Annotated in this window: 21 protein-coding genes and 2 pseudogenes; 18 read left to right on the top strand and 5 right to left on the bottom strand. The window is 61.1% G+C overall.

Translation table 11 applies throughout. From position 1 onward, the window contains the following. Positions 1 to 5: 5 nt before the first annotated feature. The 8 genes from C7G61_RS19045 to C7G61_RS19010 all read left to right on the top strand — a co-directional run bounded on the left by C7G61_RS19045 (position 6) and on the right by C7G61_RS19010 (position 11036). Entirely contained in the window at positions 6 to 1739 is a 1734-nt protein-coding gene (locus C7G61_RS19045; RefSeq protein ID WP_108517060.1) for a thiamine pyrophosphate-binding protein, read from the top strand. A 54-nt stretch (positions 1740 to 1793) separates the two neighbouring features. Then, complete coding sequence (locus C7G61_RS19040) at positions 1794 to 2636, top strand: helix-turn-helix transcriptional regulator (RefSeq protein ID WP_108517058.1); 843 nt, start codon at positions 1794 to 1796, stop codon at positions 2634 to 2636. A 132-nt stretch (positions 2637 to 2768) separates the two neighbouring features. Next, on the top strand, positions 2769 to 5783 hold the full coding sequence (locus C7G61_RS19035; protein WP_108517055.1) for a xanthine dehydrogenase family protein molybdopterin-binding subunit: 3015 nt from the start codon (positions 2769 to 2771) through the stop codon (positions 5781 to 5783). Beyond that, positions 5780 to 6595: an FAD binding domain-containing protein gene (locus tag C7G61_RS19030; RefSeq protein ID WP_108517053.1), complete on the top strand. Its 816-nt coding sequence runs from the start codon at positions 5780 to 5782 to the stop codon at positions 6593 to 6595. The genes C7G61_RS19035 and C7G61_RS19030 overlap by 4 nt, the downstream gene beginning before the upstream one ends. Further along, positions 6592 to 7110, top strand: a complete 519-nt coding sequence (locus C7G61_RS19025) for a (2Fe-2S)-binding protein (protein ID WP_108517051.1) — start codon at positions 6592 to 6594, stop codon at positions 7108 to 7110. Before C7G61_RS19030 ends, C7G61_RS19025 begins: the two co-directional genes overlap by 4 nt. Then, positions 7103 to 8647 (top strand): AMP-binding protein, encoded by a 1545-nt coding sequence (locus C7G61_RS19020; protein WP_108517049.1) that lies wholly within the window; start codon positions 7103 to 7105, stop codon positions 8645 to 8647. The genes C7G61_RS19025 and C7G61_RS19020 overlap by 8 nt, the downstream gene beginning before the upstream one ends. A gap of 25 nt (positions 8648 to 8672) precedes the next feature. After that, on the top strand, positions 8673 to 9479 hold the full coding sequence (locus C7G61_RS19015) for an enoyl-CoA hydratase/isomerase family protein (protein WP_108517047.1): 807 nt from the start codon (positions 8673 to 8675) through the stop codon (positions 9477 to 9479). A 102-nt stretch (positions 9480 to 9581) separates the two neighbouring features. Continuing rightward, the gene (locus tag C7G61_RS19010; RefSeq protein WP_108517045.1) at positions 9582 to 11036 is read left to right on the top strand and encodes an aldehyde dehydrogenase family protein; all 1455 of its coding nucleotides are present in this window, start codon (positions 9582 to 9584) and stop codon (positions 11034 to 11036) included. 31 nt (positions 11037 to 11067) lie between these two features. Here the strand turns inward: C7G61_RS19010 and C7G61_RS19005 are convergent, their stop codons facing one another. Continuing rightward, positions 11068 to 12021, bottom strand: a complete 954-nt coding sequence (locus C7G61_RS19005; RefSeq protein ID WP_108517042.1) for a LysR family transcriptional regulator — start codon at positions 12019 to 12021, stop codon at positions 11068 to 11070. A gap of 197 nt (positions 12022 to 12218) precedes the next feature. Here C7G61_RS19005 and C7G61_RS19000 point away from each other — a divergent pair, with 197 nt between their 5' ends. The 7 genes from C7G61_RS19000 to C7G61_RS18970 all read left to right on the top strand — a co-directional run bounded on the left by C7G61_RS19000 (position 12219) and on the right by C7G61_RS18970 (position 18831). After that, positions 12219 to 13208, top strand: coding sequence for an ABC transporter substrate-binding protein (locus C7G61_RS19000; protein WP_108517040.1), 990 nt, complete (start codon positions 12219 to 12221; stop codon positions 13206 to 13208). 159 nt (positions 13209 to 13367) lie between these two features. Further along, positions 13368 to 14087, top strand: coding sequence for an ABC transporter permease (locus C7G61_RS18995; protein WP_244608361.1), 720 nt, complete (start codon positions 13368 to 13370; stop codon positions 14085 to 14087). Further along, positions 13985 to 14845, top strand: a complete 861-nt coding sequence (locus tag C7G61_RS18990; protein WP_244608360.1) for an ABC transporter ATP-binding protein — start codon at positions 13985 to 13987, stop codon at positions 14843 to 14845. Before C7G61_RS18995 ends, C7G61_RS18990 begins: the two co-directional genes overlap by 103 nt. Before the next feature lie 21 nt (positions 14846 to 14866). After that, complete coding sequence (locus C7G61_RS18985) at positions 14867 to 15661, top strand: enoyl-CoA hydratase/isomerase family protein (RefSeq protein WP_108517036.1); 795 nt, start codon at positions 14867 to 14869, stop codon at positions 15659 to 15661. Positions 15662 to 15663: 2 nt separating this feature from the next. Next, complete coding sequence (locus tag C7G61_RS18980) at positions 15664 to 16836, top strand: thiolase family protein (protein ID WP_108517034.1); 1173 nt, start codon at positions 15664 to 15666, stop codon at positions 16834 to 16836. Between the two features lies 1 nt (position 16837). Beyond that, positions 16838 to 17254 (top strand): Zn-ribbon domain-containing OB-fold protein, encoded by a 417-nt coding sequence (locus C7G61_RS18975; RefSeq protein ID WP_108517031.1) that lies wholly within the window; start codon positions 16838 to 16840, stop codon positions 17252 to 17254. 8 nt (positions 17255 to 17262) lie between these two features. Continuing rightward, the gene (locus C7G61_RS18970; protein WP_108517029.1) at positions 17263 to 18831 is read left to right on the top strand and encodes a class I adenylate-forming enzyme family protein; all 1569 of its coding nucleotides are present in this window, start codon (positions 17263 to 17265) and stop codon (positions 18829 to 18831) included. A gap of 463 nt (positions 18832 to 19294) precedes the next feature. Here the strand turns inward: C7G61_RS18970 and C7G61_RS18965 are convergent, their stop codons facing one another. Continuing rightward, positions 19295 to 19885 carry a FadR/GntR family transcriptional regulator gene (locus C7G61_RS18965; RefSeq protein WP_190241883.1) on the bottom strand — a complete coding sequence of 197 codons (591 nt, stop codon included), beginning with the start codon at positions 19883 to 19885 and terminating at the stop codon, positions 19295 to 19297. Positions 19886 to 20048: 163 nt separating this feature from the next. On the opposite strand from C7G61_RS18965, the gene C7G61_RS18960 reads away from it, so the two are divergent. Beyond that, positions 20049 to 20666 carry a glutathione S-transferase family protein gene (locus C7G61_RS18960; protein WP_108517025.1) on the top strand — a complete coding sequence of 206 codons (618 nt, stop codon included), beginning with the start codon at positions 20049 to 20051 and terminating at the stop codon, positions 20664 to 20666. Between the two features lie 72 nt (positions 20667 to 20738). Here the strand turns inward: C7G61_RS18960 and C7G61_RS18955 are convergent. From C7G61_RS18955 to C7G61_RS47460, 3 genes and pseudogenes are all read right to left on the bottom strand, one after another. Beyond that, positions 20739 to 21407, bottom strand: a pseudogene (locus C7G61_RS18955) (oxidoreductase); the annotation flags it as partial. A gap of 318 nt (positions 21408 to 21725) precedes the next feature. Then, positions 21726 to 22034 (bottom strand): hypothetical protein, encoded by a 309-nt coding sequence (locus tag C7G61_RS18945; protein WP_108517022.1) that lies wholly within the window; start codon positions 22032 to 22034, stop codon positions 21726 to 21728. A gap of 406 nt (positions 22035 to 22440) precedes the next feature. Continuing rightward, a pseudogene (locus C7G61_RS47460) lies at positions 22441 to 22704 on the bottom strand (DUF6088 family protein); the annotation flags it as partial. Between the two features lie 891 nt (positions 22705 to 23595). Here C7G61_RS47460 and C7G61_RS18940 point away from each other — a divergent pair. Both C7G61_RS18940 and C7G61_RS18935 read left to right on the top strand, forming a co-directional pair. Further along, entirely contained in the window at positions 23596 to 24744 is a 1149-nt protein-coding gene (locus C7G61_RS18940; RefSeq protein WP_244608359.1) for a phosphoribosyltransferase-like protein, read from the top strand. Beyond that, positions 24741 to 26648, top strand: a complete 1908-nt coding sequence (locus C7G61_RS18935; RefSeq protein ID WP_108517019.1) for a hypothetical protein — start codon at positions 24741 to 24743, stop codon at positions 26646 to 26648. The genes C7G61_RS18940 and C7G61_RS18935 overlap by 4 nt, the downstream gene beginning before the upstream one ends. Position 26649: the final 1 nt, after the last annotated feature.

The raw sequence follows: 26649 nt of genomic DNA, 5'->3' as shown, positions 1-26649 counted from the left end.
GACCGATGTTGACGACCTCAGGCCTGCGTAGCGGCGGCGAAATTCTTATTGACGCGTTGAAGATCCACGGCGTGGATACGGTATTCTGCCTTCCGGGCGAAAGCTTCCTGTCGGCGATCGATGCGCTGGCCGGCGCCGACGATACGATCCGGACAATCGTGACGCGGCATGAGGGGGGCGCGGCGCACATGGCCGAGGCTTATGGAAAGCTGACGGGCCAGCCCGGGATTTGCTTTGTCACGCGAGGCCCGGGCGCGAGCCATGCGACAATCGGCGTTCACACCGCCTCGCAGGATTCCACCCCGATGATCCTGTTCATCGGGCAGGTCGCCCGCGGCATGCTGGGACGGGAAGCGTGGCAGGAAGTCGACTTTCGGCAGATGTTCTCAGGCATGGCCAAATGGGTAGTCGAGATAGATCGCACCGAGCGGATCCCCGAGCTGGTCAGCCGCGCATTCCACGTCGCGACGTCGGGCCGGCCTGGGCCGGTCGTGGTCTCGCTGCCGGAGGACATGCTCGCCGAACGAGCCGTCGTTGCGGATGCCGGACTTTACGTGCGCGCCGCAGCGCATCCCGGCGCTGCCCAACTATCTCGCCTTGTCGAGATGATCGATTCTGCCGAACGGCCGCTCGTGATGGTTGGCGGCGGTGGTTGGAATACCCGTGCCTGTTCGGATCTCAAAAGCTTCATCGAGACCTTCAGCCTGCCTGTCGTCGCGGGCTTCCGGCGGCAGGACATTCTCGACAATCGCCATTCGAGCTATATCGGGCACGCCGGCCTCGGCCCCAGCCCAAAGCTGATCCAACGCATTCGCAGCGCCGACCTGGTCATAGCCATTGGCGGACGCCTGGGTGAGACCACGACGTCGGGCTATACGTTATTTGAGGTTCCCCGGCCGGCCCAGCGCTTTGTTCACGTGCATGCCGATCCGAACGAGCTCGGCCGCATCTATCAAACCGATCTTTCCATCAACGCCGGCATGCCTGAAGTCGCCGCGGCGCTGGCACGGCTGCGGCCCTCGGAAGGATACAAGCCGGAGGCGCAAACGCGGCGAAAAGCGTGGATCGCTGCAGCGCGTGATGAATTGGTTGCCGATCAGTTACCAGGATCTATGCCGGGTTCGGTTGATCTCGGAGCGGTGATGTTACACTTGCGCGAAGCGCTGCCGGATGACGCGATCATTTCGAACGGCGCGGGCAATTACGCAATCTGGGTCCACAAGTTTCACCGCTATGGCGGCTTCGGGACGCAGCTTGCGCCCACTTCCGGATCGATGGGATATGGCCTGCCGGCGGCGATCGCGGCCAAGCTGGTCCATCCTGATCGTACCGCGATCTGCTTTGCCGGAGACGGTTGCTTTCTGATGAGCGCCAACGAACTTGCGACCGCGGCACAGCATGGGCTCGGCGTGATTGCCATTGTCGTCAATAACGGCATCTTCGGATCGATCCGTATGCACCAGGAGAAGGAATATCCGGGCCGCGTTCACGCCACGGCGCTCGAGAATCCGGATTTTGCGCTGCTCGCCCGTGCCTTCGGCGGCTATGGCGAACAGGTGCTGGAAACTGGGACGTTTGCCGCGGCGTTTGCGCGGGCAAAGGCTTTTGCAGACGAAAGAAGCATGCCGGCGGTGCTCGAACTGAAGATCGATCCGGAAGCAATCACGCCGACTGCCACGTTGACGCAGTTGCGCCAGCGCGCGGTTGCATCGCGTGACGTGACCCGGTCCTCGCACTGAACGGCATACCTTGTGGTGGTAGAACAGGGAAAAAGCATCTGAAGGGAGAACGGCATGTCGACAGCTTTGCGGATTGCTCATGGCGCCTTCGGAAGGGTTGCACTCCTGGATATGGACCGCTCGTTGGTGCGTCACGCGCACCCGCATTGCCACGTCCTGCTGAAGGTTGAAGGCGCTGACACGCAATTTCTGGTGGGAGATCGGGTATGTCCGCTTACTGACACCAACGCGGTGCTGGTCGATGCCTGGAAACCGCACGCCTATGTGCACGATTCGGCGCAGCCGCGGACCCTCATTCTCGCGCTCTACGTCGAGCCGCATTGGCTAAAGGAGTTTCGCCCAGGCTGGGCTGCCAGCGGTGCACCGGGCTTTTTCGACCGGCCTTCGGGTGAGGTCTCGCCGCGGATCCACCAGCTCACCCGGCAGCTCGCGACCGATATGATAGAGCGTCCGGATTGTCTACGCGCCCATGAACAGGCGCTCTCGGACCTGATGATCGCGGTGATCGAGCGCTTCACACCCTGGCGCAGCTTCCCAAGTTCAGTCCGCGGCATGAACGCGATGACCTGCGACTGGCGGATCAAGCGGATAACGCAAGCGATGCGCGCCCAAGAGGGTGCATGCGCCAGTGTCGATCAATTCGCGAAAGGCGCGGGGCTATCGCGTGCGCAGTTCTTTCGCCTGTTCGAGTCCTCGCTCGGCGTGTCGCCAAAGATTTACTTGAACGTGATGCGCATCGAGCGGGTACTCGATGCGGTGATCCACCAGGACACACCGTTTAGTGAACTCAGCGAACGCTTCGGGTTTCCGGAGCCCGCGCATTTCACGCGCTTCTTCCGTGACCATGCCGGTGTCAGTCCGCGCGAGTTCCGCAATGTCGCGCGACTCGCGGCCTGACTACGGCCCACCCGCAGCTGCAAATGAGACGATTTGATAACTGGTGAGAGCAGGCGGTATGGCCGGTGCCCGCCACTTTTTTGACAACTGATGGGCGTCGCGTCGAAGAGGGCGACGAGGAGGAATGTCGGAATGGCGCCGGCCGCGTTTCGATCAGCATCTATGGTCGACCAGGACGCTTCGGCGATACCGCCGTGGGTCGGCCGTTCGATCGAGCGCGTCGAGGACGCTGCGCTCTTGAGCGGTGGCGGCCGGTTCATCGATGACCTCGGCACGCTGCCAGGCACACTGCACGCCGCAATCCTTCGCTCGCCACATGCGCACGCTGAAATTCTCTCGATCGAGGCGGAGGCGGCGAGGCGGGCACCGGGCGTCGCGGCCGTTCTCACGGGCGAGCAAGTCAAGGCGTTGACCGCGAGCCTGGTCGTGGGCGTGAAGGCACCCGTTGAGTGCTGGCCGATTGCAACCGAGCGCGTTCGCTATGTCGGTGAGCCCGTCGCCATTGTCATCGCGACCGATCGTGCGCGGGCCGAAGACGCCGCCGAACTCATTCATGTCGAGTATCGGGCGTGCGCCGCTGTGCTCGATCCGCTGGCGGCGCTCGCAGCCGATGCGGCGGTCCTGCATGACGGCTTTCCCGGCAATCTCGCCAGCGACCGCAGTTTCCGTTACGGCGATCCGGAGCAGGCATTCGCAGACGCTGCACATCACGTTTCGATCGATATCCGATATCCGCGCAATTCCTGCACGCCGATCGAAACCTATGGCGTGATCGCGTCCTATGACGCCGGCGAAGATGCCTTCGATGTTCTCGCCAATTTCCAAGGCCCGTTCAGCATTCACACCGTGCTTTCGCGCGCGCTGAAAGTTCCCGGCAATCGGCTGCGACTGCGCACGCCGCCGGATTCGGGCGGCAGCTTTGGCGTCAAACAGGGTGTATTTCCCTATATCGTGCTGATCGGCGCAGCGGCGCGCGCCGTCGGACGGCCGGTGAAATGGATCGAGGATCGGCTCGAACATCTCACCGCCTCGGTCTCGGCGACCAACCGCGCGACGACGCTCGCCGCCGCCGTCGCCGCGGATGGAAAAATCCTCGCGCTCGATTGGGACCAGGTCGAGGACTGCGGCGCTCATTTGCGCGCGCCGGAGCCGGCCACGCTCTACCGCATGCACGGCAATCTCAGCGGTGCCTACGACATTCGCCACATGAGGGTGCGCAATCGCGTCGTCGTCACCAACAAGACGCCGAGCGGCCTCAATCGCGGCTTTGGCGGACCCCAGGTATATTATGCACTGGAACGGCTGGTGCAGCGGATCGCGATCAGTCTGGGGCTGGATCCGCTTGAAGTCATCAAGCGCAATCTCGTCCCTGCGAATGCCTTTCCCTATCGCACGGCGACCGGCGCCTTGCTCGATTCCGGCAACTACCAGGAAGCTGTCGCCAGAGCCGTCGGGCATGGGAAACTGGAAGAGCTAAAGGCTCGCCGCGACGAAGCGCGTGCGCAAGGCCGCCTCTATGGCATCGGGCTTACCGCGGTTGTTGAGCCCAGCGTCTCCAATATGGGCTATATCACCACCGTTCTCACGGCTGCCGAGCGGCGCAAGGCGGGGCCGAAGAACGGTGCGCAGGCGACCGCGACGGTCGCGCTCGATCCGGTCGGCGGGGTTACGGTTCACGTCGCATCGGTGCCGCAAGGGCAGGGCCATCGCACGGTGCTGTCACAGGTGGTGGCCGATGTGTTCGGCCTCAAGCCGCAGGACGTGCGCGTCAACACCGAAATCGATACCGCCAAGGACGCCTGGTCGATTGCCTCGGGCAACTATGCGAGCCGTTTTGCAGCGGCCGTGGCCGGTACGGCAAAACTGGCCGCCGAGCGCATCGCGGCCCGCCTCGCGCGTATTGCCGCCAGCCAGCTGAATGTCGAGCCGGGTGACATCGTGTTCGGCAGCGGCTTTGTGGCATCGAAACACAATCCCGAGAACCGGGTCGCATTCTCCCGGCTCGCTGCGCTGGGCCACTGGTCGCCTGGCTCGGTGCCCGATGATGCCGGACAGACCATTCGCGAGACCGTGTTCTGGACGCCGCCCGAGCTGACCGCGCCCGATGACGAGGACCGCATCAACTCCTCGCTTTGCCATGGCTTCATCTTCGACTTCTGCGGCGTCGAAATCGACCGTACGACGTTCGAAACCCGCATCGACCGCTACGTGACCATGCATGATTGCGGCACCATCCTGCATCCGGGCATGGTGGACGGCCAGATCCGCGGCGGCTTTGCGCAAGGCCTGGGGGCAGCGCTCTACGAAGAATATGCCTATGCCGCCGACGGCAGCTTTCTGACCGGAACGTTCGCGGACTACCTGCTGCCGACCACGGCCGAAGTCCCCGAGCCACAAATCATTCACATGGAAACGCCGTCGCCGTTCACCCCGCTAGGGGCAAAGGGCGTCGGTGAAGGCAATTGCATGTCCACGCCGGTGTGCATCGCCAATGCGGTCGCCGACGCGCTGGGGCTCGCCGACGTCACGCTGCCGCTGCTGCCGGCAAAGCTCGCCGAATTGGTGCGCGGTCCGGAGCCGGAACCGCCGACGGGGCAATCGAGGGCCGCGCCTGCGCGCGAAGGAGACCGCCGTCTGCACGGCGAGGGCGGTGCGACCGTCAACGCGGCGCCGGAGCAGGTGTGGACGATGCTGCTCGATCCCCGGACATTGCAAGCGGTGATCCCCGGATGCCAGCGCGTGGACAAGATTTCCGAGACGCATTTCCGCGCTGATGTAACGCTCGGCATCGGGCCGGTCAGCGGACGTTATCGCGCCGACGTAGAGCTGTTCGATCTCGATCCACCGCATGCAGTGACGCTGCGAGGCAAAGCGGAGGGTGCGCTCGGCTTCGGCGGCGCCGAGGGACGCATCACGCTCGATCCCGACGGCAAAGGCGGCACCCGGCTGCGCTACAGCTATGACGCTGCGATCGGCGGCAAGGTGGCCAGCATCGGCGGCCGGCTGCTCGATGGTGCCATGCGGGTGATCATCGGGCAGTTTTTTGCGGCGCTGGCGCGCGAGGCCGGCGGTGGCGCGCCGGCAAGCGACTTCTCATCCTTCGCGTGGCTCCAGAAGTTCGCGGCATTATTTGGAGGGCGACGATGAAGCCCGCCGCCTTCGACTATATCCGAGCCGAATCCGTCGGCGAGGTGCTCGATGGGCTCGCGCAAGAGGGCGGCGATGCGCGCGTGCTCGCCGGCGGGCAATCGCTGATGGCGATGCTCAATATGCGGCTCGCCAAGCCAAAGCTCCTGATCGACATCATGCGGCTGAGCGAGCTGGGGCGGATCGAGCAATCGGCGGAGGTGGTGACGATCGGAGCGGGGGTGCGCCAGGCCGCCTTGCTCGCCTGGCCAGCGCTCGCCGGGACCCTGCCGCTGCTCGCGCTGGCGCTGCCATGGGTAGGACATGTGCAGACCCGCAGCTGCGGCACTGTCTGCGGTTCGCTCGCGCATGCCGACCCGAGCGCGGAGATGCCGCTTGTGCTGGTGGCGCTCGGCGGTGAGGTCCATTTGCGTAGCGCGAAGCGGCGCCGGCGCCTGGCAGCAAACGACTTTTTCCTTGGGATGATGCTGACCGCACGGGCGGAAGATGAGCTTATCGAAGCCGTCTCGTTCCCAGCCCAAGGCAGAGGTCGATGCGCTTTCCGCGAAGTAGCCCGCCGCCATGGCGACTTCGCCATCGTGGCCTGTGCGGCGGTCGCGACGTCGAAAGGCGTCCGCTTCGCCGTCGGCGGCGTCGGCGATGTCCCGCTGGTGCGCGACTGGCCGCGCCTGGACGGCAGTGCGCTCGACGATGCGCTGAACGGCTTTGCCTACGAGCTCGACGCGCGCAGCGACGTGCACGCGACCGCGCGTTATCGACGGGATCTGGTGCGCATGATTGGCCGCGATCTGGTGCGCGAGGTGCTGCAATGACGCGTCTGAGCGCCGAGAGCCGTCATGCCATCCGTTTCACCCTGAACGGCCGGCCGGTAGAAGCTGAGGCCGAGCCGCGCACGCTGCTCTCGGACTTCCTGCGCCAGCAGATCGGCGCGACCGGGACCCATGTCGGCTGCGAGCACGGCGTGTGCGGCGCGTGCACGATTGTCGTCGACGGCATGCTTGCGAGGTCATGCCTGACCCTGGCAGCCCAGGTCGAAGGCTGCGACGTGCGCACGATCGAAGGCCTCGCCCCATCACCCGATCGACTCGGCATTCTGCAACAGGCCTTCCGCCGCAACCACGCTTTGCAATGTGGCTTCTGCACCGCCGGCATCCTGATGTCGCTCGATCATTACCTGCTGGACCATCGGGCGCCGAGCGAAAGCGATATCCGCGATCTCCTCAGCGGCCATCTATGCCGCTGCACCGGCTACACGTCGATCGTCAAGGCGGCGCTCGAGGCCGCTGCCGAGCTTGCGGAAACCAGCAAAGAGAAGACAGATGCTTGATCTCGGCAGCAGCTTTATTGCGAGTGTCGCGCGCGATCCCGACGCCACTGCACTGGTCGACGGCGAGATCCGCCTCACCTATCGACAGTGGTACTACAGGATTTCGTCGCTGGTGGCGTCCTTCGATCGTATCGGACTCAAGCCCGGCGATCACATTGTCACCGCGCTGCAGAACCGCTGGGAGGCGGCGACCCTGCATTGGGCCTGCCAACTCGCAGGACTCGTCATCACGCCCATCAACTGGCGCGCCAAGGCCGACGAACTCGATTTCTGCATCGAGAATTCCGAGGCCTGTGCTGTGTTCTATGAGGACGTTTCTGCCGAAGCCGTGAACAATTCCACACGCGCGGCCGGGCTACAGCGTGTATCGATCGGCCTGCGGACCGGCGACGCGATGGCGTTTGCCGACCTGATCGAGGGCAGCGCGCCGGATGCGTCGCCTCGCGCCAGTGCCGATGCCTGGTCGATTATGCTCTACACGTCGGGCACGACATCCAGGCCGAAGGGCGTGCCGCGCCGCCATCGCGCCGAGCGCGCGGCGGCGATCGCGCATGTTGCGCAAAATCTCTATGGCCGCAGCGAGCGGACGCTCGGCGTGATGCCGCTCTATCACACCATGGGTGTCCGCTCCTTGCTGGCGATGTCGCTGATCGGCGGCGCCTTCGTCTGTCTGCCACGCTATGATAGCCGCCAGGCACTCAAGCTGATCGAGCGCGAGAAGATCACCAATCTCTACCTGGTGCCGACGCTCTATCATGATCTTGTCCACCACGAAGCGTTCCCCTCGGCGCAGGTATCAAGCGTGCGAAAGCTCGGCTTTGCCGGCGCCTCGATGACCGACGGATTGCTCAAGAAGCTCAACGAGGTCTTCAAGCCGGATCTGTTCGTCAATCATTACGGCAGCTCGGAAATCTACACCTTTACGATCGATCAGAACGCCCCGGCGAAACCAGGTTCGGCGGGCAAGGCCGGGATCAACCAGCACGTCAAGGTGGTCCGGATGAACGCCCGCTCGGCGGCAGAAGTCGCCGCGCCGGGTGAGGAGGGCGAAATCATCGCGTCGCTTGCCGGCGACGAGGCCTTCGAAGGCTATTGGCGGCGCCCCGATGCCGATTTGAAATCGCTGCGTGAGGGTTGGTACTTTACCGGCGATACCGGTTTTGTCGACGGCGACGGCGATTTGTTTGTAACGGGACGTGTCGACGACATGATTATCACGGGCGGTGAGAATGTTTCGCCCGTTGAGATCGAAAGTTGCCTTTCCCTTCACCCCGCGGTTGCGGAGGTTGCGGTCGTCGGTCTTGCCGATGAGAAATGGGGCAAGATCGTCGCGGCTTTCGTGAAGCGGAGTGCGCCGGTCAGTGAAGCCGAACTCGAATCATTCTGCCGCGACTCCGGGCTGACCAACTTCAAACGTCCTCGCCGCTTCGTCTTCGTCGATGCCATTCCGAAGTCCCCCGTAGGAAAACTGCTGAGACGGCTGCTCGTCGCGGGTGAATACGAATCCGAAAGTCGTCCGCCACCAACCGCAGCTTAGTTCAATCATCAAGAGGAAAACGAAAATGCCATCACCTTTCAAATTCGCCGACCCGCGTCTCGGCAAGCTCGACGGCTTCCAGGTGGAAATCGACGAGGCGCACGAACGGGCCGACATCGTCCTCAACCGGCCTCCCTACAACATCGTAGCGATGCCGCAGCGCGACCAGCTTCGGCTGGTGTTCGAGACTCTGGACGAGGATCCGCGCGTCAGGGTCATTGTCGTGCGGTCAATCGGCGAACATTTCTCGAGCGGCGGGAATATCGGAGGCTTCATGGAAGCGACGCCGGAGCACGTGTCGAAGCTCGCCTGGAATATCGCCTCGCCGGCGCGTTGCGCCAAGCCGGTGATCGTTGCCAACCGCGGATATTGTTTCGGGGTCGGGTTCGAACTCTCTCTGGCGTGCGACTTCAGGATCGCATCTGAGACGACATTTTACGCTTTGCCGGAGCAGAAACTCGGACAGATTCCCGGTTCGGGCGGATCCGCGCGCCTGCAGAAAATGATCGGCATCACCCGCACCAAGGATATCGTCATGCGTTCGAAGCGGATTTCCGGAAAGCAGGCGCAGGAATGGGGAATTGCGACCGAGTGCGTGCCTGATGGTGAACTGGAAAAGGCGACCGACAAGCTCGTGGACGAGCTTCGCACGTTCTCGCCGTTGGCTCAGCGCACGGCAAAGAAGCTCCTCAACGATACCGAGGATTCGACGCTGGCCATCGCGATCGAACTCGAGGGCCATTGTTACAGCCGTCTGCGTCAATCGGCGGATTTCAAGGAAGGTGTCGAGGCCTTCAACGCCAAACGCGCTCCGAATTTTACCGGGCTCTAGGGCTGTAAGGCCAGCATCGAACGTGACCCGGCAGAAGGACTCCCACTCGCCGGGTCACGTCGTGCTGTGCGCTTCGCAAGCAAACTCCAGGATCAGCATTTTATGACATCAACGCAGGCTCGCAATCTCATCGACGGTCTTTGGCAACCCGCTCAATCCGGACGGACGGTGCCGAGCATCGACCCGTCGACCCAGCATATCCTGGGACGTTATGCAGCAAGCGGGCGCGCGGATGCAGAAGCGGCCGTTGCCGCGGCACGCCGCGCTTTTGACCGTCCCGAGTGGGCGCAGAATGCACGACTCCGCCAACTTGTGATGCTGCAATGGGCCGATCTGATGGAGAGCCGCGGCGAGCAATTGGCGCATCTCCTTACGTTGGAGAATGGAAAGCCGCTCGCGCACTCGCGGGGCGAGATCGCCGGCAGCGTATCGGAGATCCGCTACTATGCCGGCTTGACGCGCTACATTCCCGGCCACGTGTTCGAGGTCGAACCCGGAGCATATTCGACCCTGCTGAAGGAACCGGCCGGTGTCGCCGGGCTCATCATCCCGTGGAATGCGCCCGCAGTGCTCTTAATTCGCGCACTTACGCCTGCGCTTTGCGCGGGCTGCACCGTGGTTATCAAACCTGCGCCGCAAACCGCGTTGATTACCGCCGAGCTTGTAAAATGCCTCCACGAGGTACGAGGCTTGCCTAATGGAGTTGTCAATCTTCTCTCGGAAGACGGCCATGACGTTGCGCAATATCTCGTCACCTCACCCGAGGTGGACGTCATAAGCTTCACCGGTTCAAACGCCACGGGCCAGCGCATTATGGCAGCGGCGGCCCCGACCATGAAGAAGCTGTCGCGTGAGCTGGGCGGGAAATCGGCCTGCCTTGTGTTCGAAGATGCGGACGTGGCTGGCGTCGCTCCGAAGCTCGCCGCGGCGGCTACGATCATCGCCGGGCAGCAATGCACCGCAGCCCGCCGCGTACTGGTCCACGCTTCGCGTTACGATGAAATGAAGAGCGCACTCGGGTCCGCTCTCGCACGCGTCAAGGTTGGAGCAGGCACAGAAACCGCAGCGGAGATGGGACCCCTGATCGACGCGGCCTCTCTGGAGAGCGTCTCCAGGCGAATTGCAGAAACTATGGACGTTGCCGACGAGGTTGTCCTGTGCGGGGGACGGCCGGACGGCGATCTTTCTCGGGGGTTCTTTCTCACGCCCACGCTTGTCGCGCACCACGACACCGCTGCATTCTTTATCCAGGAGGAAATCTTCGGCCCGTTGGTGGTGATTGAGAAATTTGAAGATGAGAAGGAGGCCGTCGCCAGGGCAAATCACAACGAGTATGGGCTCTCAGCCAGTGTATGGACCAACGACGGCGCACGCGCGATGCGGGTGGCGCGCGCGCTGCGGAATGGCACAGTCTGGATCAACGACCACAACAAGCTGTTTGCCGAAGCCGAAACGGGCGGCTACCGCCGCAGCGGTCTTGGCCGCCTTCATGGCTACGAGGCGCTGAACGATTTTGTCGAGATCAAGCACGTCTATCAGAATTGCGGTGTGGTGTAGAGGTGGTCGATCTCCTTCTGTAACGGTCCCGTCAAGTCCTTGTCAGTTCAGCTACGCCTTGCGTCGCCGATAAAGATTGGCCGGCGCTGCCTTCGATCTTGAGCTTGCGCTCCATGAAATCGAGAAACGCGCGCAAGCGTCGCGATTCCTTTCGCTTGCCGAGAAATGTTGCGCTGACCTGCAGTGACGGACTTTCCCAGTCGGTGAGCACGCGAATCAGCCGTTTGGCTCTTACATCGTTCTGACACATGATGTTTGGGAGGATGCCAAGTCCGACCCCGCCGATCACAAGCTCACGTGCCACTCCGATGTGATTCACGGAGATCCGTCCGACGACGTCGATTACCTTGACACCAAGCCCGCTGCGAAAATTCCAGACGCCTTCGGCACGCTGATGTTCGGTCACGATGCAATCGAAGCGTTCGAAATCGTCTACGCTGAGGGGAACTCCCTTTCTTTCGAGGAACGACGGGCTCGCATAAACGCCGCGCGTAATGCTTGCCAGGTGGCGGATGCCGCCGTGCGTCTCCGGAAGAGTGCCCAGTTGCACAGCGACATCGTAGGGTTCGACCGATACATCGATCCAGCGGCTGTTGGCGTCGATCACGAGATGGATATCGGGATAACTGACGGCGAATGCGGCGATTGCGCTGCTTAACCAACCGGTGCCGAAATCCACGGGCATGCTGACCCGGAGCATTCCCCGCAGTTCCGTTTGCATGCGCGTCGTGCCGAGACCCGCTTCCTCTATTTCGGCGGCGATGCGTTCGCAGTGCTCGTAAAGCGCCTGACCGATATCGGTGACGGCAAGTTTGCGGCCTCCTTTCTTGAACAGGACCGCGCCGAGCTGATCTTCCAGAAACATCAGCTTACGGCTGACGGTGGATTTTGGAATCTCGAGCTTTTTCGACGCGCTGCTGATGCTGCGGGCATTGACGACCTCGAAAAACAGCAGGAGCGCGTTCAGGTCCAGTTTTCTCGCCACCGCGTGGACTCCCTGATTGAATTCGTCCCATTTTTGGGCCGATGGGGGTCTGAAAATGCGCTATCGTCCCGACTTTGGCAAGTTTAGGGTCAATTTAAGCTTTGGAATCCTGATCGGCTTCGAATTGCCGGACCGGGTCGTAGCGAAGCCAAAAGCAAGAAAAGACGCGGACCACGCAGCGATTCCGGGAGGAGAAAATGGCGCACTTCACAAGGCGGAACTTACTCGCCGCTGCGGCCGCGAGCTCATTTGCGTTGCCATCGTCCATCCGGCATGCGCTGGCAGCGGCGGATATTCGGGTGCGATGGGCATCGCTGCAGCCGGGTTTTACCGTATTGCCGGTTCAGTACATTCTCGCGAACGATCTCGGCGGCAAGAACGGTCTCTCCTTTCCTGATCCGGCCCCGTATACGGCGGTGTCGACCTACTACAACGACTTCGTCGCCGGAAATTACGACGTCTGCATCGGTAGTTGGGACACCTTCGCTGCCCGGTACCAGGCCGGCGTGCCCATCAAGTACCTCTGTACAATCACCGACGCCAACATGATCGCGCTGTTGGCGCCCAAGGGCGGCGTCGACAACGTGTCGCAGCTCAAAGGCAAGACGATCGCGGCCCTGCAGTCGACCGGTACCTATCGCATGGTCAGGGCCCTCATCAACGAGGCGTTCCGTTTCGACATCGAAAAAGAGGCGACGATCCAGAACGTCGACAATCCTGCCGCGTCGGTGACGCTGCTGATGGCCGATCGGGCCGATGCGGCCTTGTCGTGGGAGCCAAACATAACGACGGGTCTGATGAAGAAGCCCGACTTACGTGTGATCCTGAAGGCGGGCGACGTCTACAAAAGGCTCTCGGGAGGGCTGGAGCTACCCTATTTTGGCGTGGCGATCCGGAAGGAATTGGCCGACGCCAATCCTGGCATCGCAGCGAAGGTCAGCAAGGTCTTCGAAGATTGCATCAGCGGCATCAATGTGGATACGGCGAAGGCCGTCGATCTATTTGGCAGCAAGACCGGCGTTGCGCCAGACACGCTCAAGGAGGCCATGAGTTCGAAGCGCCTCGCTTTCAACTACCGGCCCATGAGCGATGAACTTTCGAGATCGTCGATACTGTTTGCGAGCGAGTTTCTGGCGCGCAACGGCCTGCTGACCAAGCCGGTCGATCAAAATTTCTTTGCTTCCTGATCGATCATGACGGAAAGACCCATGTCCATTGCGGTAGGAACCGATCGAACGTCGCGTCCGGAGCGCTCAGTCGCCGCGGAACTCGTTAAGCCCCTGACCGGAGTGATAGCGGCTCGGAAGAATCCCGAGGGTAGACGCGATATCTTCGCGACGTGCGTCGTGGTCGTTGTCCTTCTTGCGGCAATGGAAATCACCAGCCGCTTCGTGCCGGACTATATCATGCCGTCGCCCGTGATCGTCTGGAACGCGGCGCGGGAGCTGTTCTTCTCGGATCCCTACCACGTTGTGGTCACTCTCGTGCGCCTGGCCATTTCCGTCATGATTGCGATGGTTGCGGGGGTGTTGATCGGTCTCGCGATGGGAATGTTTCCTTCCGTTCGCCCATATCTGAAGGCCATCGTCGTTATCGATACCGGCATTCCCGCGCTGTCGTGGATGCTGATTGCGGTGTTTTGGTTCAAAAATCCGGAATCGCGAATTTTCTTCATTCTGCTCGTCATCCTGCTGCCGTTCTACGCTCTCAATGTCTACGAAGGCGTACGGGCGTTACCGAAGGAACTCGTCGACATGATCGAGAGCTTCCGCCCGTCGCGCTGGCAGGTGCTTCGCTACCTCATTCTCCCGCACATCGTGGCCTACATCTTCCTCACCACGAAATCGGTGATCGGCTACGCGATCCGCATGGTGATCTTCGCCGAACTCGTTGCATCCGCAGTCGGTATCGGCGCGCGCATGAACCTCGCCCAATCGACGTTTCGGATCGATCAGGTGCTGGCATGGACCTCCTTCCTCGTCATCCTGAACCTGCTGCTGCAGGCATTCGTGAACGGTCTGGAGAAAATCTCTCTGAAATGGCGCGCGGAGGCGACGGTAAGATGACCGAAGAAAACCTTATTGAGGTCCGCGACGTCACCAAGACGTTCGGCACCTATCTGGCAGTCGATAATCTTTCGATGAGTGTCCGCCGCGGTGAGATTGTGGTTCTCCTCGGGCAGACCGGCGCCGGGAAAAGCACGGTCTTGAATCTGATCATGGGTACGACGTGCCCGAACTCCGGCCAGATTCGGGTGGCCGGCTTCGATCCCTACGCGTCCTTCAAAGCCCTCAAGGGACGGCTTTCGGTCAGCTTCCAGACCGACAGGCTGTTGCCGTGGCGTACGGCAGTCGAAAACGTCGAGCTTGGACTGCTCATTCTTGGAAAATCCAGGTCACAGGCACGGACGCGCGCCAGGGAATGGCTTGCGCGCGTACGTCTTGAGGGTGCCGACGACAAATATGTCCATGAGCTCTCGGGAGGCATGCGGCAGCGCGTATCGCTTGCCCGCGCACTCGCCATCGATCCCGAAATCGTGTTCCTCGACGAGTCGTTCAGTCAACTCGACCATGTCACGTCAAAAACGTTGCGCCGGGACTTCCTTCAGATCGCGCGGGAATTTCAAAAGACCTGCCTGCTGATTACTCACCGGATTGATGATGCACTCGAAATGGCCGACCGCGCGCTGGTATTGAGCCCCCCGGCCAAGGTCGCTCTCGAAATCAGGATCGACGACGAAGCGAGGTCCGACCCACGCAGGATCGCCGAACTTCACGCTCAGATCGCAGCCGCCATGGGCGGCGAATCCCAAACCGAACATTGAAATCATCGGAGACGAAGACAGATGAATTACCAGGACGTTATCCTCAACCGGGAAAATGGGTGGGTCGAAATCACGATCAACCGGCCTGACAAGCTGAATTCGCTTCGAGAACAGACGGCCGACGAGATCCTCGCGATCCTCAATGAAGTCGAGCACGACAGGAGCGTACGGGCGGTCATTCTGCTTGGCAGTGACAAGGCATTTTGTACTGGTATCGACACCAGCGAATTCCAGATCGAGGAAAACGGCTATTTCGATTTCTACCGATTCCGGAAGAGGACCCGGAAGGTGAATCGGCTCTTTAAGGACATCGGTGGTTTTACCAAGCCGCTGATAGCCGCTATCGAGGGTTTTGCGTTGGGCGGAGGCCTTGAGCTTGCGCTCGTCGGAGACATCATTGTCGCCGGCGCGAACGCAAGATTCGGACTGCCCGAGATCAAGCTGGGAATGATGCCGGGCGGCGGCGGCACCCAGACGCTTCCAAGGCTGATAGGCAAGCCGCTCGCAAAAGAACTGATGTGGACAGGCCGGCGGATCACCGCCGCGGAAGCCGAGCGATACCGCATCCTCAATCATGTCACGGAGCAGGGGAAGGCACTCGAAAAGGCTCGCGAGATCGCGAAAAGCATCAGCGACAACGCACCGATCCCGGTGATGATGACGAAGTCCGTGATCGACCGAGGCATCGACATGTCGCTGGCTGACGGCTTCGACGCCGAGGGCGACGCATCCTTCCTGCTCTACTTCACCAAGGATCGCGACGAAGGGCTGAAGGCCTTTCGTGAAAAGCGGTCGCCAGAGTTCCGCGGGGAATAAAAATGACTGCGAAGAAACGCGACGTTGTTATCGCCGGCTATTCGGAGACGGCGATTGACTTCAAGACGGGACGCAGCGCGTTTGACCTCGGAGGCGAGGCCTTGGCCAAGCTTCTCGCCGCAACCGGCATTTCAAAGGATACCATCGACGGCCTCTCCGTGACGACTCCTCTAAGCGAATGTCCCAATCCGTTCTTTGCCGTCTACATGACCGAAGCGTTGGGCCTTACGCCGACCTGGCTCAATTACGGCGGAACTGGCGGATGCTCGGCGACTGGAGGCGTTGCCCGCGCGGCCTCCGCCATTCGCGACGGACATTGCGAGGTCGTCGTCGTTCTGTCCGCTGATGCTCCAAGCACCGCGTGGCGCGCAAACTACGGAGCTTACCGTTCGGAATTCCAGGATCCGCCCGGCGTCCAGGGGCCGCCGGCAACGTTCGGGCTTCTGATGAGCAGGTACAACCATCAGTTTGGCATCAAGTCGCAAGCGCTAGGAAAAATCGCCATCACGCAGCGAGAGCATGCTCTTCATAACGAGAACGCCTACGCGAAGTTCAAGACACCGATCACGATGGCGGACTACGAAAAGTCGCGCGTCATTGCGGATCCACTGCGCCTCCTCGACTGCGTCATGTTCTGCGACGGCGCAAACGCGTTTCTCGTAACAACAGAGGAGAAGGCTCGCAGCCTCGGGATCACCAAGATGGTGTTTCCCACGGCCTATGCCGAAGTGACGAATTTCAACGGCAATCAACCGCTCTCGGAGATCACTGAAACCGGCTTTTCGGCGATAGCGCCGAAGGTGTTCAAGCAATCAGGCCTGACAGCGAAGGACATTAGCATGTTCCAGCCTTATGACGACTTCACCATCGCCGTCATGATGAAGTTCGAGGACTTCGGTTTCTGCAAACGCGGTCAAGGCAGCGATTTTACCCTCGATACCGATCTCTCGCACAAGGGAACGCTGCCGCTCAACACGGGAGGAGGCCAGATCTCGGCCGGTCAACCCGGACTTGCCAGTGGGGGCCTCAATCTTGCCGAGGCCGTTCGACAACTGTTCGGGGAAGGCGGCGGACGCCAGGTGCCAAATCCGAAGAACGCGCTGGTGACCGGCATCGGCGTTATTCCTTATGCGCGGAACTGGGGTACCAGCGCTGCTATGATTTTGGAGGCATAAAATGGCTGAAGAAAAGGTGGGACGTCCCATCCCGAAACCTTCGGTTTACGTGGACACCAAGCCGTTTTGGGATGGCGCCAAGGCAGGCAGGCTGGTGCTGCAGTACTGCAAGGACACCGGACAGTTTCAGCACTATCCGCGTCCGGTAAGCATCTTCACCGGCAGCCGGAATCTGGAATGGCGCGAGGTAGCGGGCAAGGGCACGATCTATGCCTGCACCGTGATCCGCGTTCCTGGCCCCGGTCTCGACGGGCGGCTTCCCCTTTCGGTCGCAACCATCCAGCTCGACGAAGGCGTTCGCATCCTTGGTAACATCCTGAACAAGGACGCCGATACGGTCAAAATCGGCCAACGCGTCGAGGTGGCGTGGGATCGTCTTTCTGACGAAGTACAGTATCCAGCATTTAACGTGGTCTGAGGCCCGACATGCGTCTGGAAACCATACTCAGCGCGCAAGCCGTGCGTCACCCTGACAAGATTGCCCTGGTCTGTGGCGACGAACGGCTTACCTATCTGGAACTCGATAGTAGAATCCGTTGCGTCGCGAGCGGTCTTAGGACGCAAGGCGTTGGTCCGGGTGATCGGATTGTCGTGTTTGTGTCCAACGGCGTTGAGATCGTCGAACTATACTACGCGGCGTTCTCGCTAGGAGCGATCGTGATCCCGGTCACGACGCGGCTAACGTCCCACGAGCTGCAGCATATCTGTTCCGACAGCCAACCCCTTGCGATTGTTTTCGAAGGAAATGGGGTGCCTATCTCTGAAGTGCTGCAGGCAAATCCGGATGCGGTCTGGATCACCACAGGAAGGGACGTAGATGGCGCAGTCGAGTATGCGGAGCTAAGAAAGGCCGAGCCCGATCTGTTACCGCGGCTGTCGATCGAGTCGGATGACGCAATCATAATGTACACTTCGGGGACGACCGGGAAACCGAAGGGAGCCATTATAACCCACTCGAACGTGGTCGTTCAGCATTGTTTCATAAACGCCGTCGAATGGGGAATTTCGAGCGAAGACCACTATCTCGTGACTACGCCGCTCGCCCATCGCACGGGATTCGCGCGGCTTGCCAATTCGCTCACGCTCGGCGGCACGCTCGTCGTCATGAAGAAGTTCGATCCGCGTGAGACCGTCGACACGATCGCGAAGGAAAAGATCACCGTCGTCGGCATGGTCCCAACAGTGTGTCGCATGCTGCTTCCCGAGATCAATGCCGATCCCTCGCGCTGCGCCTCGCTTAGGCGCATCGTCGTGACGGGTGAAGCGTTTCCGGTCGAGCTGAAGCGGCAGTTTCTCGAGCTGCTTCCGGACGTACGGCTTGTGTCGTTCTTCGCGATGACCGAGGTAGGCGGCGTTACCTCGCTTTCACACGACGAGCAATTCGATCATGCCTCATCGATCGGCCGGCCGACGCCCGGCGTCGAGGTTCAGATCGTCGATGATGCGGGTATCGAGGTGAAGACGGGCGAGCCAGGCGAACTGCTCGTGCGCGTGGGGCAACCCGGCCGGTATTCGGTGATGCGCGGCTACTACAACCGGCCCGACGAGACAGCGAAGACCATCAAGGATGGTTGGATACATACCGGTGACGTCGCCAAGGCGGACGAAGACGGCTACCTCTACATTGTCGATCGCAAGAAGGACATGGTGCTCAGCGGCGGCTTCAATATCTACACCAAGGAAGTCGAGCAGGCCCTTCTGCAGAATCCCCACGTCGCAGACGCCGCGGTGATTGGGGTGCCCGATGCCGTCTTCGGAGAGGCGGTCGCGGCCTTTATCGAGCGGGAGAAAGGAGCCGCTCCCACGCCGGCCTCAGTTGTCGAGCACGTCCGCAACCTGGTCGCCGGCTACAAGAAGCCAAAATACATATTCATCGTCGACGCGCTACCGCGAAATTCGCTCGGTAAGGTTCTCAAGCGCGAACTACGCGATCAGGCGATCGACCTCGTCGAAAGCGCGCAGCTCCTTGATAAGAGCGCCTATTCGTCATTATAAAATGGAACAAGAACGGAGGATGTTGCGTTCGGGACACTGAGCAGCTTGGCTTTCGGCGGATGCTCTTACGTGGCTGGAAGGGGTCGCGCTACTGTTGCCGCCGCTCTCTGCTCAGGTCCAAATACCCGGCTGCGACCGAGATGGAGCAGGCGCCGCCGCGACCCTGATAGTGGCCGACCTGCCGATCGAGTAGCGTGCGCGACAATGGCGCTGCCCGAGTTCCCGGCACGCATTGCGCTGTTGATAGGCAGACCAAAAAAAACCGCGGCGATCAACCGCGGTTTTTAGGCGACGACGCCTTGCGTGACGATGCCCTCGTGCTGGAGCGCGATCGACTACTAAACAAAGCCCGCGCGCCCGCGCTCTAGGCGGGCTTTTTTTCATCTGGCTAGGCAATGCCACTTCAATGAGTTGCGGGTCCCATCGCGAGCACCGCGTCTCGTCCAAACGCGATGGTTTGATTTCAAGTAGCGACCGTATCGGCCAGGGTGCGGCTCTTGGAATTGGCGATGTGCTGGCGCATTGCCTGCCGGGCGCGGTCGGGGTCTTCTTCCAAGATGGCGCGGTAGATCTGCACGTGCTCGTCCTGCACCATGCGCAGCCGCGCATGGGTGCTGCTCAAAGCCAAGCTGCGCATCACGCGCATGAAGTCGAAGATCTGCGTCGACAGGGCCTGCAGGCAGTTGGCGAACAGATCGTTGCGGCAGGCTACAGCCACGGCCTGGTGGAAGCGCAGGTCGGCCGCGTGGCCGATCTGGCGCGTCTCGATGGCTTGAGCCAGTTCGTCCAGCGCGGCCCGCATTTCTTCCAGGTCTTCATCGGTCCGTCGGCTGGCCGCGAGGTAGGCTGCGTCGCCTTCGATGGCGCTGCGCAGCTCCATGCAGCGCAGCAGTTCTGGGAGCCCGCCGATGGGCGCGAGTTTGAACAACTCCGCGTCGCGGCGCAGCCGCACAAATGAGCCCGCGCCGCGCTGGGTTTCGACCACGCCGTCCGCGTGCAGCCGTGACATGGCCTCTCGCACGACCGGGCGCGATACGCCGAAGGCCTCGCACATCTCCGCCTCCAGCTCAAGGTCGAGCCGCGCGCTTACACCCCCGCCGAGTACAAGGCGTGGCTGGCGGATCAGGCAGTAGCTTGGGCAAAGCTGATCAAGGACGCGGGCATCAAGCTCGAGTGATGGCCGCAGGCGAAGCACACACCCAGAGGAACTGGCCAGCATGATTGATGTGTACGCATGGGGGACCACGAACGGTCTCCGCGCAACGCTCGCGATGGCCGAGTGCGGGCTCGCGCACCAGGTGATCCCGGTCGACCTAAGCCGCAAGGCGCACAAGACGCCGGAGTATCTGGCGATCAACCCTGCCGGCCAGATCCCGACCATCGTCGACCACGGCGCGCCGGGAGGGCCGCGGGTGCTGGCGCAATCGGGCGCCATCGTGCTGTACGCATGCAACAAGGCCGGCCGCCACATCCCGACGGACGAGGCGACCCACTACACGGCGATGCAATGGTGCATGCAGGCCGCCACCGACATCGGCGGTGCCAGCGCCGGCCTGCAGCAGGTGGCGGTGGTCGCGCCCGAGAAGGTGCAGAGCACGGTCGACCTGTTCGAGCAGCGCTTCATTCGATACTTCGGCTACGTGGACCAGCAGCTGCAGGGCTACGATTTCCTTGCCGGCGACTTCTCGTTCGCCGACATCATGCTGTACCCCAATTACGTGCTGCGCCGCGCGCTGATCGAGCGATTGGCCGATCTGCCCCGCCTGCGCGCCTGGGCCAAGCGCATCGCGCAGCGGCCCGGCGTGCAGGCCGGCATGCAGTTGCTGGAGGCGTGAGGTGAACGGCGCCGAATCGCTGGTGCGACGCTGGTGGCCTGCGGTGTGTCGACCTGGATCGGCCGCACGCGGTCAGTATGCTCGGGCGGTGCGCGCAGGCTGCGACGCCGGTAGCGCATCAAGCCGCAGGTCCTTTCGAATCCCGGCATCCACCAAGCCGGCGGGCGCAAATCGGCGAAGTAATCGCAGGCGGTTCGCGAGTTTGCCGGCCGCGTATCGGATTTTCGGGTGCGTCGCGTTGGCCGCCTTCAGGACCGTGTCGGCCACGACGCCAGGCTGTACGGCCGTTGCCATCACCTCGTTCACTCTCTGGGTCACGCCTTCGCGTGCCTCGCGATACGCATCGAGCTTGGCATCCGGCTCCATGAAGTTCGCGTCGAACGGCGTCTTCGTGTACGCGGGTTCGATGACCGAGACCCGGATGCCCCTGGTGCGCAGCTCATGGTCGAGCGATTCCGAATAGCCTTCCACTGCGTGCTTAGTTGCGGCATAGAGCGCGCCATAAGGCATCGGCAGAAAGCCCAGCACGGAGCCGATGTTGATGATGCGGCCATTCCCCTGGCGTCGCATGTGAGGCACGACGGCGCGCGTCATCCGGACCAGTCCGAAAAAGTTCGTCTCGAAAATCGCTCGGGCCTGATCCATCGAGCTCTCTTCCGCCCCGGCAGGGGCAACACCGAAGCCGGCGTTGTTCACGAGCAGGTCAATGCGGCCGTCGCGCCGCATCACTTCGGCGACGGCGGCTCGTGCTCGTCCGGGCGGTGAACGATCTCAAGCTATCGGACGACATTCTTCGCGCGACCAGGAACCGGTTGGGCGACTGACTGCTCATCGCAAACGCAGACCGACAAGATGGCTCTGCTGTGGGTCGGGTAGGTAGGAAACACGTCGATCGCTAATGGGGCCGTTCGATCAAAGTTGTTCGGCGGTTAGTGCGATATCACCGCCGATCTACGATCAAGAAGGAGACCCTATCCTATCAGCGAGCCGACGAAGGGAAAGTCTCGTCCTCATCTCTCCGTGAGCGTCTGGGCCGGCGTCCCGCCAAGACGGTGCTGCTCAAGTCTGTTGGCCGTATCTCTCGGTTACCGCCGCCGCGACGAACTTTCTGCGTCCGGCGCTGCCCGGGCTTGTGCCATGGGCGGCGCACCAGTCCGGGAATGTGGCGGGGTCGATGTAAACACGCAGCACGACGTGTCCATAGGCCTTGAGCCCTTGCTCCATTTCCTCGGCCATCTTCAGCCACTCTTTCCAGCTCGGCGGCATCTTGTCGCCATCGTCGAAGATTTTCAGCAATGTCGGATAATCTTCCTCCTTGATCCAATAGGCCCCGACCGCGGGAGGCGGTTTATCCTCGAAGTTGTTCATAGGTGTTCTCCCTGCAGATGCTGCCTGTCACGAATACGATCGAGGCGGGTCGCGACATGCTGAGGCCCCTGCCTACGCGCCGTTCAGGCGCTCGGAGGTCTTACGGCTGGCGCGAGACGTGATCTTCACTCCAGAAATCATCCAGCTTGGCGGCTTTGTTACGTATCGCGGCGCTTCGGCGTGGTGTAGCGAGCGGAATATCCTGCCTATTGTGGAATTAAAGAAGGGAGGTTGGAAGCTCTATCCACGTGCTCAGGTGGAAGCACCGTTTATCGGGCCGCCGTAGCTTGCAACGTGAACTACACGACGGCAAAGGCGTGGGTCAGATCACGACACTGTAAAAAATCAGCTGATTGAGCGTCAATTTATTCAGTCTGGTGTTGAAGCAATTTCTTGACGTGTGGAACTAGCCAAGAACTACTATCCTCGTCGGTGTGCCGGGCACGAGGCCGAGTTCTTGGGCGGCTGACCGCTCATCCACCAAGACCTTGATGCCGTCACGACGACTGATGGCCGCAAGCACAGCGGCGTAATCCGGCGGAACGAGAACGCCTTTTTCGAAACGCGGGACATCGTAGAGGGCCCGGCTAATCCGTCTCACGAGATTCTGCGCTTCCAGCCTGTGGAGGGCAACATCGACGGCCGTTCTTGTGCCGAGATCGATGAAATCACGTGGGGTCCAGACTCGCGAGGGGGGTCTCGTTTCATCCGCGCAAGAATCTTGAAACTAACGCTTTCAGTTGCCTTGGCCATTGCCGACATGCCTGCGCTGCCCAGCTCACGGAGCTTGCAAGCTAATCTGCTAAGCTGCTGATTCGCATCGCAAAAAAATCTCGCTTAGGGCAAAATCGACTCGCATTTCGTTGGAAAGCCGCGGAGACCGAATCTCCTTTCTTTGGAATCGGCTCGCTCTTAATTGGGCTCGACACTTCGCGAGCGAAGGCTGGTGGGCCCGGCAGGACTCGAACCTGCAACCAGACCGTTATGAGCGGCGGAATATCGATCAGGTTCGTTGATTTTGCTGCGGTTTCGTTTGATTTCGATCGTGTTTGTTCTGGTTTGTTCAGGTAGTTTCTGGTGCGAAACTGGTGCGGTGATAAAACGTTTAGGGGATTTGGGATCGCGCACCAGATTATCGCCCTTAGACCCTGCTGACTCTTAATCAGCGGGTCCCAGGTTCGAGCCCTGATGCGCCAACCAATCCTTCAATAAAGTCAATGGATTGCTTGGCCCTTGCGGAGGTCCTCTCGCTCGCGTAGGGCTTGGGTCACATCTGGGTCATAGCCCGCACCGCGCTCCGCGAATGAACGCGCGAAAAAGATCGTCGATGCGAAGCTGCAGTCGAGCGCAAGCCGGCGCCAAGTCCGGCCGGGATCGTTCAGCACGGTCGAGCCCGCCTTGAATGTCGAAGACCCGGGGATGGCCCTTGTTGAGAACGGGAAAGGACAGCCACCAACAGTTGCTAGGCGGCCCTTCACCAGTATAACGGGCTACGGGGTGTAGGCGGCCGAGCCAACAATTCTCCCCTCCCAATTCGGATGTCCCCACTGGAGAGGCGCAGTTGAACGACAGGATGGCCTTAAGTCTTCTGGCCGAAGTGATGGGCTGGCCGGAGGACGATCAAAGGATCGCCACTGACGAATATGCCTGGCTGCGCATGATGTCAGCGGTCAAGTACGATGGCTACTCGTATTTCCGCGCTGGCGTTCGCTTCCTCGAGACACTGGCGACCTGGCTCAAGCAATTCGACGCGGCCGACCGACAGGCGGCATACGATTTCATCAAGCGGCGGCTGGTCTACATATCTCTCGCCGAGATGCAGTGTCTGGTCGAAACGTTCGTACCGGAGGTTGTGACGCCGCACTTGCGCCGGATGGTCGCGTCGCGGCTCGGTATCAAGGCCTATGAGGTTTGGGCAGACAAAAAGGGAGCGGATGAATTCAAGCGGAGCTTGCGCAAGACCCTTTTTGTCGGAATGAGCGACGGCAGCCGGATCGATATGCTCCGGCGCGCGAACGCAGGTCGGATCTCGACCGAGCAGGTCATCCCTATGATGAACGTGGACCGGGAGAAGTGGCTCGACCTCAGCAAAAACCTCAGGGAGGCGCCAGGCATGTCACCTTCCGAGAAGTTTGATTGCGTTTATCTCATCGACGACTTCACAGCGTCAGGTACCACGTTCATCCGTCGAAACGAGAAAGGCGAATGGAAGGGCAAGCTGAAGAAATTCAACGACCTTATCCGGTCCGCACGCGTCGACCTGAATGAACACTTCCCCATCTCAGCGGACTACGAGCTGCGTATACACCACTACATATCGAGCGCTCAGGCGCGACTGGCTCTGGTCGAACGCTTGGAACTCGCAAAGGCGGAATGGAGCGAATGGACGTGTTCGGCGTACACGGCCACGGAGAGCCTTCTGCTGCCGGACTCTCTGCCTTTGACGCGCTCCCTCGATGGTCCGATGTTGGACTTGGGTGACAAGTACTACGACCACGAGATCTTCAAACGCGCCGAGAGGCATTGCCGCGAGGCCGGCCAGACCGATATGAAGCTCGGATACGCGAATTGCGCCCTGCCTGTCGTCCTCGAGCACAACACGCCGAACAACAGCATTCCGTTGTTGTGGGCAGAAACGGCGGGGAAGGGCGGTGCACACAAGATGCGCCCGTTGTTCCAGCGGCGTGACCGGCACGGATCCCTGCAATGACCAATCCCTTCCTCAGGCGGGCGACGGAATACATCCGGGACGATTCCGCCTTTCTAGCGATCGTCAGCCCGGAGCCGCTGACCACGTTCGTCGCCAAACACAAGAAGCGCGAGCTTCTCTTCGACTATCCGGTCCGGGTCATCGGGACTCCGGGAAGCGGCAAGACCATGATGGCCAGCTTGGTCGAGTTTCGGCTCATCGAGTCGATCCTCCGCGACCAGAGTAGCGAGAACAACCGCTCGCTTGCCTCAGTCCTTGCACGCTGTGGCTTCACGCACGACGAGCGGCCCCGTGTCGCGGGCGTCAGGATCCCGATGGAATCGGAATATCGCGATTTTTGGGAGCTTCCTTACGAGCCGGCGGTGAAGACCAAGCTAGTCTTGGCCCTCATTCAGGCTCGCACGATCCTAGAACTCGTGCGAAATCTCACTTCCAATCGGCGGCGCGCGATCAATGAGATAAGGTTCATTCCGCGCGACGGCGCGGGGGCGCAACTCGAGCAGATCGGCGGCGCTGACGCCGAGAGCATCGTCGCACGCGCCCGCAGCGTCGAACGCGCGGTCTATTCCATCGGAGCAAGTCTTCTCCCTCCATCGCTCGATAACATCCCGGAGGAGGCGCGCGAGCCGTATCAGCCGTTCGAGGCCATTCAGGAAATCGAGATCGAATGGAGCGGTACGCCGTGCCGCCTTCGCCCCATGACCATCCTGGATGACGTGCACACGCTGCATCCAGATCAGTTCGAGGCGCTCTTCAGAGCTCTCGCGCGACGCGAGATCCGATTCGCGCGTTGGTTGATGATGAGGATGGATGCCCTCTCGCCCAGCGCAGTCTTCCGATCGGCGGGCGCGGATGCCCTGCCCGGGCTGAAGGTCGAACGCGATTATCTCGATATCTTCATGCAGACCGACAGCGCCCGCTCCGACGAGCGCCGTCAGTTCCGCAAGATGGCGACTGACATGGCGGATCGCTACCTCCGTCTCGTGCAACCGCTCCGCGATCGAAACTACACCCGCTTCAAAGATCTCCTCGGCGAAGAGCCGCCGAGCCTCTCGGCCGGCCAGATGAACGAGTTGCGGGCGCTGATCGATCGCGAGCAGAAGAGCCTCAGGATCTCGCAGGACCGGCAGCACAAGATCCGGCAGATCGTCGACCGTTACGTAAAAGGAGCGAAATCGCTCGACCTCGGCGAAGACGTCCGCTTGATGATGTTTCGCGTACTACTGCACCGCTACGTGGTCCGCACCACGGGCCAGACCAGCGATCTCTTCGCCGACGACCCCGAGCCCCGGCAGCCGCTCAGGGTCAAAAGCACGATTGCCGATGCGGCTCGCCTGATCCTGAATCACAAGTTCAATCGGGCGTTCCACTTCGGACTAGACGTTCTTTGCGATGCAAGCAACGAAAACGCGGAGGTTTTTCTGCAGCTCGCAGGCGCGCTCGTGGAGCGAATGGAAACGAAGGCGATCCGGAATCAGGATCCGGCATTGACACCCGCGCAGCAGCAGAGCGCGCTCCGCGACAAATCCAAGGAAATGTTGAAGGAGTGGCGATTTCCCTTCGCAAGAAAGGTGCGCGCCTTGATCGATCGGTTCGCGCAGGACTGTCTGGAAGTCTCTGCCGAGCCCAACGCGTCTCTCGGAGCCGGAGCAAATGCCGTGGGCATTCCGGAGACAGAGATGCAGGATCTGCTCGCTGGCGACAGCGAAATCGCTCTCGTGCTCAAGTATGCGATCGCGTACCAGGCCATCGTCGCCATCCGTGACTACGGTCAGGGAGGAAAGAATTGGTGCCTTCTCGAGCTGTCCGGTCCGGTATGTCTCGCATACGGCTTGACCTTGAATCGCGGCGGGTTCCTCGAGCGTCGCGTTCCAGACCTCGTCTTGGCCGAAGAGAAGGTCTGAC

It is taken from the genome of Bradyrhizobium algeriense, assembly GCF_003062295.1.
Taxonomy (GTDB): Bacteria; Pseudomonadota; Alphaproteobacteria; order Rhizobiales; family Xanthobacteraceae; genus Bradyrhizobium; species Bradyrhizobium algeriense.
This window is presented reverse-complemented; position numbering and strand designations above follow the sequence as displayed.

Bases quoted from the DNA above. Each gene is read 5' to 3' on its own strand.
- C7G61_RS19045 (WP_108517060.1), top strand. From the start codon at position 6: ATGTTGACGACCTCAGGCCTGCGTAGCGGCGGCGAAATTCTTATTGAC.
- C7G61_RS19040 (WP_108517058.1), top strand. From the start codon at position 1,794: ATGTCGACAGCTTTGCGGATTGCTCATGGCGCCTTCGGAAGGGTTGCA.
- C7G61_RS19035 (WP_108517055.1), top strand. From the start codon at position 2,769: ATGGCGCCGGCCGCGTTTCGATCAGCATCTATGGTCGACCAGGACGCT.
- C7G61_RS19030 (WP_108517053.1), top strand. From the start codon at position 5,780: ATGAAGCCCGCCGCCTTCGACTATATCCGAGCCGAATCCGTCGGCGAG.
- C7G61_RS19025 (WP_108517051.1), top strand. From the start codon at position 6,592: ATGACGCGTCTGAGCGCCGAGAGCCGTCATGCCATCCGTTTCACCCTG.
- C7G61_RS19020 (WP_108517049.1), top strand. From the start codon at position 7,103: ATGCTTGATCTCGGCAGCAGCTTTATTGCGAGTGTCGCGCGCGATCCC.
- C7G61_RS19015 (WP_108517047.1), top strand. From the start codon at position 8,673: ATGCCATCACCTTTCAAATTCGCCGACCCGCGTCTCGGCAAGCTCGAC.
- C7G61_RS19010 (WP_108517045.1), top strand. From the start codon at position 9,582: ATGACATCAACGCAGGCTCGCAATCTCATCGACGGTCTTTGGCAACCC.
- C7G61_RS19000 (WP_108517040.1), top strand. From the start codon at position 12,219: ATGGCGCACTTCACAAGGCGGAACTTACTCGCCGCTGCGGCCGCGAGC.
- C7G61_RS18990 (WP_244608360.1), top strand. From the start codon at position 13,985: ATGGACCTCCTTCCTCGTCATCCTGAACCTGCTGCTGCAGGCATTCGT.
- C7G61_RS18985 (WP_108517036.1), top strand. From the start codon at position 14,867: ATGAATTACCAGGACGTTATCCTCAACCGGGAAAATGGGTGGGTCGAA.
- C7G61_RS18980 (WP_108517034.1), top strand. From the start codon at position 15,664: ATGACTGCGAAGAAACGCGACGTTGTTATCGCCGGCTATTCGGAGACG.
- C7G61_RS18975 (WP_108517031.1), top strand. From the start codon at position 16,838: ATGGCTGAAGAAAAGGTGGGACGTCCCATCCCGAAACCTTCGGTTTAC.
- C7G61_RS18970 (WP_108517029.1), top strand. From the start codon at position 17,263: ATGCGTCTGGAAACCATACTCAGCGCGCAAGCCGTGCGTCACCCTGAC.
- C7G61_RS18965 (WP_190241883.1), bottom strand. From the start codon at position 19,885: ATGTGCGAGGCCTTCGGCGTATCGCGCCCGGTCGTGCGAGAGGCCATG.
- C7G61_RS18960 (WP_108517025.1), top strand. From the start codon at position 20,049: ATGATTGATGTGTACGCATGGGGGACCACGAACGGTCTCCGCGCAACG.
- C7G61_RS18945 (WP_108517022.1), bottom strand. From the start codon at position 22,034: ATGAACAACTTCGAGGATAAACCGCCTCCCGCGGTCGGGGCCTATTGG.
- C7G61_RS18935 (WP_108517019.1), top strand. From the start codon at position 24,741: ATGACCAATCCCTTCCTCAGGCGGGCGACGGAATACATCCGGGACGAT.